The sequence below is a fragment of the Streptomyces sp. NPDC002104 genome (assembly GCF_053593795.1).
In genome coordinates, this window is sequence record NZ_JBSFDF010000022.1 from 111,615 (window position 1) to 119,221 (window position 7,607).

Consider the following 7,607-nt stretch of genomic DNA (forward strand, 5'->3'; position numbering starts at 1 on the left):
ATGTACGTTGCGGACAGTCGCGCCACCCCCGCGTCCGCCGTGACCCCCGAGCCGCAGGCCGCCGCCCAGGGCATCCGCCCCGGGCGGCGCGCCGCGCTCGCCCCCACGGTGCTCGCCCTCGGCACGGTCAGCCTCATCACCGACGTCTCCTCGGAGATGGTCACGGCCGTGCTCCCGCTCTACCTCGTCGCCGGACTGGGGCTCACCCCGCTCGGCTTCGGAATGCTCGACGGCCTCTACAACGGGGTCAGCGCCCTGGTCCGGCTCACCGGAGGCCACCTCGGCGACCGCTTCGGCCGCCACAAGGCCCTCGCCGGCCTGGGCTACGGGCTCTCCGCCCTGTGCAAACCCCTGCTGCTGCTCGCCCACACCCTGCCCGCCATCGGGGCCGTCCTCGCCCTCGACCGCACCGGCAAGGGTCTGCGCACCGCCCCGCGCGACGCCCTGATCTCCCTGGCCGCCGCGCCCGAGGAGCGGGGCCGGGCCTTCGGCGTCCACCGCGCGATGGACACCGCCGGCGCCCTGATCGGGCCCGTCCTGGCCTTCCTGATCCTGCGCGGCGCCGCCGACGGCTACGACGCCGTCTTCACCGTCAGCGCCTGCGTGGCCGCGCTGGGCGTCCTCGTGCTGGTGCTCTTCGTACCCGGCCGGCGCACCGTGCCCGCGGCCGGCGCCGCCCCCGTCTCGCTGCGCGCCGCCTTCGGGCTGCTGCGCCGCCCCGACCTGCGGCGCATCGGCCTCTGCGCGCTGCTGCTCGGCCTGTGCACGGTCAGCGACGGCTTCGTCTTCCTGCTGCTGCAGCGCTCCGCCGGCATCGCCGACCGCTGGTTCGCCCTGCTGCCGCTGGGCACCGCCGCCGCCTTCTTCCTGCTGGCGCTGCCGCTCGGCCGGCTCGCCGACCGGATCGGCCGCCGGGCCGTCTTCCTCGGCGGGCACCTCGCGCTGCTCGCCGCGTACGGGATCCTGCTCGCGGGCGGCTCCCATCCCGCGCTGCCCTACGCCGTCCTCCTGCTGCACGGCGGCTTCTACGCCGCCACCGACGGGGTGCTCATGGCCGCGGCCGCCGGAGCAGTCCCCGAGGAGCACCGGGGCGGCGGCCTCGCCCTCGTCCAGACCGGCCAGGCCCTCGCCCGGTTCGCCGCCTCGCTCGCCTTCGGCGCCGCCTGGACCCTCTGGGGCCGCCGCCCCGCCCTGTGCGCCGCCGCCGTCCTGCTGGCCGGGGCCGTCGCGCTGTGCGTCCGGCTGCGACCGGGCGGTGACCCGGACACCCCGGCGCCCGGCACCCCTGGGTCCGGCACCCGGGCGCCCGACACCGCTGCGCCCGACACTTCTGCGCCCGACACTGCTGCGCCCGACACCGCGGCCGCCTGAATCCCCCGTAGCCGACGAAAGGCCCCACCCATGCCCCTCCAGCGCCGGATCCTGATCCTCGTCTCCGCCGTCGTCCTGCTCGCCGCCATCGGCGCGCTCGCCGTCGTACGGGCCTCCTCGCGGGCTGGGGAGAAGGACCGGGCGCAGGCCGGCGGGCCGGCGATCACCCGCGGCGAGGTGTCCCTCGCGGGGGGTGCCGGCGGCCGGCGGATCGTGTTCCGGAACATGGCCTGGGGCCCGCACCGCGACGAGCTCGCCACCGCGGCGGCGGGCGCGCCCGAAGGTCCGCGTACCGCCTCCGGGGTGAGCTGCCTGCGCTTCCACGCGGCCGGCGGCACCGGGATCTGCCTCCAGGCCGACAAGAGCGGGGTGCAGGACGCCTACAAGGCGGTGGTCCTCGACTCCCGGCTCAAGGAGGTCGCCTCCCGGCCGCTGGCCGGCATCCCGACCCGGGCCCGGGTCTCGCCCGGCGGCCACCTGGTCGCCTGGACGGTCTTCGTCGGCGGGGATTCGTACGCCGGTACGAACTTCTCGACCCGGACCTCCGTGCTGGACCTGCGGACCGGGACGTACGACGCCTCGCTGGAGGACTTCACCATCCACAAGGACGGCAAGACCTACCGCAACGCGGACGTCAACTTCTGGGGGGTCACCTTCGCCGCCGACGAGCGGACCTTCTACGCGACGCTCGCCACCGGCGGTCGGACCCACCTGGTCCGCGGCGACCTCGCCGCACGCACGGTGACCACGCTGCGCGAGAACCTGGAATGCCCGTCCCTGTCGCCCGACGGGACCCGGCTGGTGTTCAAGAAGCGGGTGCCCGGCCTGTCGCCGGACGCCCCGTGGCGGCTGTACGTCCTCGACCTCGCCACGATGGCCGAGGCACCGCTCGCCGAGGAGCGCAGCGTCGACGACCAGGTGGTGTGGACCGACGACAAGACGATCGTCTACTCGCTGCCCGGGGACTTCGGAGCAGACCTCTACTCCCTGCCCGCCGACGGCAGCGGAGCCCCGGCCCGGCTGATGACCTCGGCCCTCGCCCCCGCCTTCCTCGGCTGACACCGGGAAGAGGGGGCGGGGACAGGGGCAGGAGCAGGGACGGGGACGGGGACGGGGCGTCCGGATCCTCGGTGGAGGACCGTTACGCCGGGATGAGCGTCTTGCGGCGCCGCTTGCGCTGCGCCCCGGCCGACAGCCGCAGCTCGATGACCGACCGCACCGCCGGCCACTCCTCGTCGAGGATCGAGTAGAAGGCCGTACTGCGCACGGCGCCGTCCAGGCCCCGCGAATGGGCCCGGCGGACCCCCTCGCTGGTGAAGCCGAGCCGTTCCATCGCGGCGCGCGAGCGTCCGTTGCGGGCGTCCGCGCGGAGCGAGATCCGCCGGACGCCCCAGGTCTCGAAGGCATGGCGGAGCATGAGCAGCTTCGCCTCGGTGTTGATGCCGGTGCCCTGGGCCGCGGGGGACAGCCAGGTATTGCCGATCTCGGCGGCATCGGGGATCGCCGTCGCCGGATCGCCGAACGGGACCCCCGGCACGGCGGGCCACACCAGCGGCCCCTGCCAGTAGTCGAGTTCCAGGAACCGGGTCGAACCGACCACCCGGCCGTCGGTGGCTCTGACCACCGCGAACGGGAGCGATCGACCCGCCGCCTGATCGGCGAGGGCACGGTCGATGTACTCGTGTGACGCCTGCAACCCGTGGGGCACGGGAGTGAAGGCGTAAGTCGTACGATCCTCGGCCCCGGCCAGGGCCAAGGCCTCGGTGTGGTGGGGGGCGAGGGGCTCAAGCCGCACGGAGCGGCCGGCGAGGAGTACGGGTACGGGCACGGAGCCTTCGGTCCTTCTGGGCGGTGGGGTGGTTGCACAGTCTGCGTCCCTGACGTCGCCCCCAGTGCAAAACACGGGTGAAAGGCAACGGGCTGTCAGGTGAACGCGAGTGGCTCAATGTAGCCCCTTGGAGTCCTTCCATGAACCCCCAAATTGGCAATGGCGTGACACTCTTTTTCGAGGACTTGGGTCCCCGCGAGGGAGCCCCCGTAATCCTGATCCACGGACATCCGTTCAACCACTCGATGTGGGCCCCCCAGACGGCCGCACTGACCACGGCCGGTTACCGCGTGATTACCCCTGACCTGCGGGGATACGGGAAAAGTCCGGTGCTGCCGGGGAAGACGACGCTCGCCGGCTTCGCCGCTGATCCGGTGGATCTGCTCGACCGTCTGGACGTCGAACAAGCGGTCGTCGCCGGTGTGTCCATGGGCGGCCGGATCGCCCTGCAGATGCGGCTCGGCCACCCGGGTCGCGTGCGGGCCCTCGTCCTCTCCGACACCTCCGCCGCACCGGAATCCGAGGACGGCAAAACCTTCCGCCTGGGCCTTGCCGAGCGGCTCCTCGCGGAGGGAATGCGGCCCTATGCCGACGAGGTCATCGACAGGATGCTCGCGCCGTACAACGTGACCGCGATGCCGCAGGCCGCGGCCCATGTCACCGGGATGATGTACGCGACCGACCCCGAGGGCACTGCTGGAGTTCCTCGCGGGCATCTGACCGGCGGACCCACCGGGCGCCCGGCCGGGCGGACGACCACCCGGACCGGGGCTTTCGGCTGTCCGGCGGGTGCCGAACGGGACTCCCCACGGGTGACGAAGGGGCTCCCGGCGGGTGCCGAACGGGGCTACCGCGTGCCGGACGCGCGGTGTCAGTCTGTCTGCAGGGTGGTGCGCAGCCGGTAGCGGTCCCCGCTGTACTCCACCGTGGACAGCAGCAGCGGCCGCTGGTCCCTGGTGTATACCGTCTGGTCGAGTACGAGTACGGGCGCGCCCTCGGCGATGCCCAGATGCCCGGCGAGCTCCCCGTCGGCGTTGCGCGCCTCGATGGTGGCCTCGGCGCGGTCGGGTTCGACGCCCCAGCGGCGCAGTTCCTCGAAGAGGGAGGTCTCGCGGAAGTCGGTGCGGGCGAGGTCGGGTGCGAGGTCGGCGACGACCAGCGTCCGGTCGACGGCGATCCGGACGTCGTTGAGCAGCCGGACCCGCTCCAGGCGCAGGAGCGGGGTGCCGGCGGGCACGCCGAGGCGGTCGGCGTCGTCCAGGGACGCGGTGACGGTGTCGTGGAGCAGGACCACCGAGCTGGCGCGCATGTGCTTGCGCCGGGCGGTGGCGGTGAAGGACTCCAGGTCCTTGGGCCACTCGCGGGCGGGCGCGGGCGCGACCGGCGCCGCGACGAACCAGCCGCGCCCGTGGGACGCGGTGACCAGGCCCTGTTCGACGAGGCGGGCCAGCGCGCGGCGCAGGGTGACGCGGGAGACGTCCAGCCGGGTGCACAGCTCGCGCTCGGGCGGCAGCTTGCTGCCCTCGGACAGGCCGCGGCGGGCGATCTCCTCGCGGATGCGGTCCGCGGCCTGGGCCCACAGGGGGTCCGCGGCGCGGGCGTTCGCCGTGATCGAGGAGGTGGCGTCGGCGATGGCAGCGTCGTCGGTCATAGGGCAAACCATACCACTTGCTACCACTTCGGCTGGCTTCTGGCCCGGGCGGATCGGGACCTAAGCCCTCGTCTTGATATTTTTTGAAAGACCACAAGAGACCACCGTTGACCAATCCAGAACCACTGGCTACCTTCGAGTCGTCCCCACCACCCCGCTCGACGAGGAGCACCAGATGAGTACGGCCACCGCCGCGGTCACACCGGCCGCCGGAAAGAAGCCGGGCCGGATCATGCCGGTCATGCAGCGCATCGGCCGCAGCCTGATGCTGCCCGTGGCCACGCTGCCGGCCGCGGCCCTGCTGACCCGCCTCGGCGGCCACGACCTGCTGGGCCGGGAGAACTTCCCGCTGCTCATCCAGAAGCTCGCGATGGTCCTGGCGGCGGCCGGCGACACCGTCTTCGCCAACCTGCCGCTGCTCTTCGCGGTCGGTGTGGCCATCGGCTTCGCCAAGAAGTCGGACGGCTCCACCGCACTGGCGGCCGTGGTCGGCTACCTGGTCTTCAAAGCCGTACTCGCCAGCCCCGCCTTCCCCAAGGGCGTGGACGGCGAGCCGCTCGACGCCAAGGTGCTCGGCGGCATCGTGATGGGCCTCGTCGCGGCCCTCCTCTACCAGCGCTTCAGCCGCACCAAGCTGCCCGACTGGCTCGGCTTCTTCGGCGGCCGCCGCCTCGTCCCCATCCTGAGCGCCTTCGCGGGCGTCGGCATGGGAGTGGTATTCGGAGTGGTCTGGCCGACCGTCGGCGGCTGGTTCTTCCACTTCGGCGAGTGGCTGGTCGGCACCGGCGCCTGGGGCGCCGGCCTCTTCGGCCTCGTCGTCCGGGCCCTCATCCCGATCGGGATGCACCACTTCTTCTCGGTCTTCCCCTGGTTCGAGGCGGGCTCCTTCGTCAACCCGGCCACCGGCACCGAGGTGCACGGGGACATCGCCCGCTTCCTCGCCGGCGACCCCACCGCGGGCCAGTTCATGACCGGCGGCTTCCCGATCTACATGTTCGCGCTCCCGGCCGCCGCCATGGCCATCGCGCACACCGCGCGCCCCGAGAACCGGACCATGGTCAAGGGCATGATGATCTCCGTCGCCCTGACCTCCTTCGTCACCGGCGTGACCGAGCCCATCGAATTCGCCTTCATGTTCGTGGCCCCGCTCCTCTACGCGATCCACGCCTTCCTCTTCGGCGTCTCGATGGCCGTCTGCTACGCCCTCGGCATCCGCGACGGCTTCGGCTTCTCCTCCGGCGCGATCGACTACATCGTGAACTACGGCATCGCCACCAAGCCCTGGATGCTCATCCCGATCGGCCTGGCCTTCGCCGCCATCTACTACGTGCTCTTCCGCTGGGCGATCGTGAAGTTCGACCTCCCCACCCCGGGCCGCGAACGCGACGAGGAAGGCAATCCGCTCACCAAGGCCGACGCCTCCTGAGCCCCGGGCCGGCGGTTCCCCCCGCCCGGCCCCGCCCCGCCGGACCCGCCCGGCTCCGCCCGACCGCTCCGCCCGGCCGCCCGCCCCCGCCCGCCCGAACCGGCGGGGGCCGGCGACCCCCAGACTCCGCTAAGGACCCCCCACCATGTCCGGATCCCGCATCACGTTCCTCGAAGGCCAGGCCGACCAGGGCGCTGCCCTCGCCCGGATCGCCGACCGCGTCCGCACCCAGCTCGCCTCCCCGGAGCTCGCCGGACTGCGCGCCGCCGAGCGCCCGCTGTTCACCGGCATCGGAGCCTCGTACGCCGCCCTCGCCGTCCCCGTGCAGCACCTGCGCGAGGCCGGGATCGTCACCCAGCGCGTGCTGTCCAGCGAGATCGAGACCGGCACCGCCGGCTTCGACACCGACTGCCTGATCGCCGTCTCCCAGGGTGGCCGCAGCTCCGAGACCATCGCCGCGTTCGAGTGCGCCGCCCCCGGCATCACGAAGACCGCGCTGCTCAACGTGGTTCCCTCGCCGCTCGGCGACCTCGCGGACCTCACCGTGGACCTCGGCAACGAGCCCGACTCGTACGCCTCGACCATCGGCTACACCGGCACGATCGTCGCCCTCGACCTGATCGCCGGGGCCGTCGCGGGCCGCGCGGGCGACCCGTGGGGCGAGATCGCCGAGCAGACCACCGCGGTCCACGCACAGGCCACCGAGGTCGTGGCCGGCCTGCGGGAGCGCGGTGCCCGCTGCATCGCCTCCGACGGTGTGGCGGCCGGGGCCTCCCGGGCCTCCGCCGAGGAAGGTGCGCTGCTGCTGCGCGAGGTGGTGCGGATGACCGCGGCGCACTCGGCGACCCGCAACTACCTGCACGGCGAGATGGAGTCGGCGGGCAACACCCTCCACCTCGTCTACGGCGACGGCCGCGAGATCGAGCTGGCCCGCTCGCTGGCGGGCGCCGGCCACCTCACGCTGCTCATGACCACGGCCGAGGTGGAGCCCGCGGACAGCCTGTCGGTCGTCCGCCTGCCCGAGGTCGCGGACGCGGTCCGGGTGGTCCTGGAGACGGTGGTCCTCCAGGAGCTGGTGGCCCAGCTCAGCGCAGAGCGGGACGTCCCGATCGAGTCCTTCGTCTTCGCCAACGACGACACCAAGCAGGGCGGCCTCGACATGTCCGACTTCGAGGTCGCGGCCTTCACCCAGGCCTGAGCCCCGGCGCATCCATGCCGCGGCCCGCGGATCCTCCAAGGTGGACCGCGGTCGCGCCGATCTGCAGGACGACGAAGCCGGTCGCCGCGGCCAGGGCGAGCCAGGGGGCGGTACCGGTCAGCGGAGGCAGGAC

The 7,607-nt window shown here is 73.0% G+C and carries 7 protein-coding genes and 1 pseudogene; 5 read left to right on the forward strand and 3 right to left on the reverse strand.

Translation table 11 applies throughout. The annotated features are described in order from the left end of the window. Together ACWCP2_RS20250 and ACWCP2_RS20255 are read left to right on the forward strand one after the other, a co-directional pair. Window positions 1-1,371, forward strand: coding sequence for an MFS transporter (locus ACWCP2_RS20250; RefSeq protein WP_450909963.1), 1,371 nt, complete (start codon window positions 1-3; stop codon window positions 1,369-1,371). Between the two features lie 30 nt (window positions 1,372-1,401). Beyond that, on the forward strand, window positions 1,402-2,430 hold the full coding sequence (locus ACWCP2_RS20255; protein ID WP_450909964.1) for a TolB family protein: 1,029 nt from the start codon (window positions 1,402-1,404) through the stop codon (window positions 2,428-2,430). Window positions 2,431-2,512: 82 nt separating this feature from the next. Here the strand turns inward: ACWCP2_RS20255 and ACWCP2_RS20260 are convergent, their stop codons facing one another. Continuing rightward, window positions 2,513-3,199 carry a GNAT family N-acetyltransferase gene (locus tag ACWCP2_RS20260; protein WP_450909965.1) on the reverse strand — a complete coding sequence of 229 codons (687 nt, stop codon included), beginning with the start codon at window positions 3,197-3,199 and terminating at the stop codon, window positions 2,513-2,515. Window positions 3,200-3,339: 140 nt separating this feature from the next. On the opposite strand from ACWCP2_RS20260, the gene ACWCP2_RS20265 reads away from it, so the two are divergent. Continuing rightward, window positions 3,340-4,104 carry an alpha/beta fold hydrolase gene (locus tag ACWCP2_RS20265; protein WP_450909966.1) on the forward strand — a complete coding sequence of 255 codons (765 nt, stop codon included), beginning with the start codon at window positions 3,340-3,342 and terminating at the stop codon, window positions 4,102-4,104. Here the strand turns inward: ACWCP2_RS20265 and ACWCP2_RS20270 are convergent. Then, window positions 4,071-4,850 (reverse strand): GntR family transcriptional regulator, encoded by a 780-nt coding sequence (locus tag ACWCP2_RS20270; RefSeq protein ID WP_450909967.1) that lies wholly within the window; start codon window positions 4,848-4,850, stop codon window positions 4,071-4,073. The two genes, ACWCP2_RS20265 and ACWCP2_RS20270, sit on opposite strands and share 34 nt — an antisense overlap. A gap of 175 nt (window positions 4,851-5,025) precedes the next feature. Here ACWCP2_RS20270 and ACWCP2_RS20275 point away from each other — a divergent pair, with 175 nt between their 5' ends. Further along, a complete protein-coding gene (locus ACWCP2_RS20275) occupies window positions 5,026-6,276 on the forward strand; it encodes a PTS transporter subunit EIIC (protein WP_450909968.1) in 1,251 nt (416 codons plus the stop codon). 145 nt (window positions 6,277-6,421) lie between these two features. After that, the gene (locus ACWCP2_RS20280; RefSeq protein ID WP_450909969.1) at window positions 6,422-7,474 is read left to right on the forward strand and encodes an SIS domain-containing protein; all 1,053 of its coding nucleotides are present in this window, start codon (window positions 6,422-6,424) and stop codon (window positions 7,472-7,474) included. A 37-nt stretch (window positions 7,475-7,511) separates the two neighbouring features. Here ACWCP2_RS20280 and ACWCP2_RS20285 read toward each other — a convergent pair. Then, window positions 7,512-7,607, reverse strand: a pseudogene (locus ACWCP2_RS20285) (DoxX family protein); the annotation flags it as partial.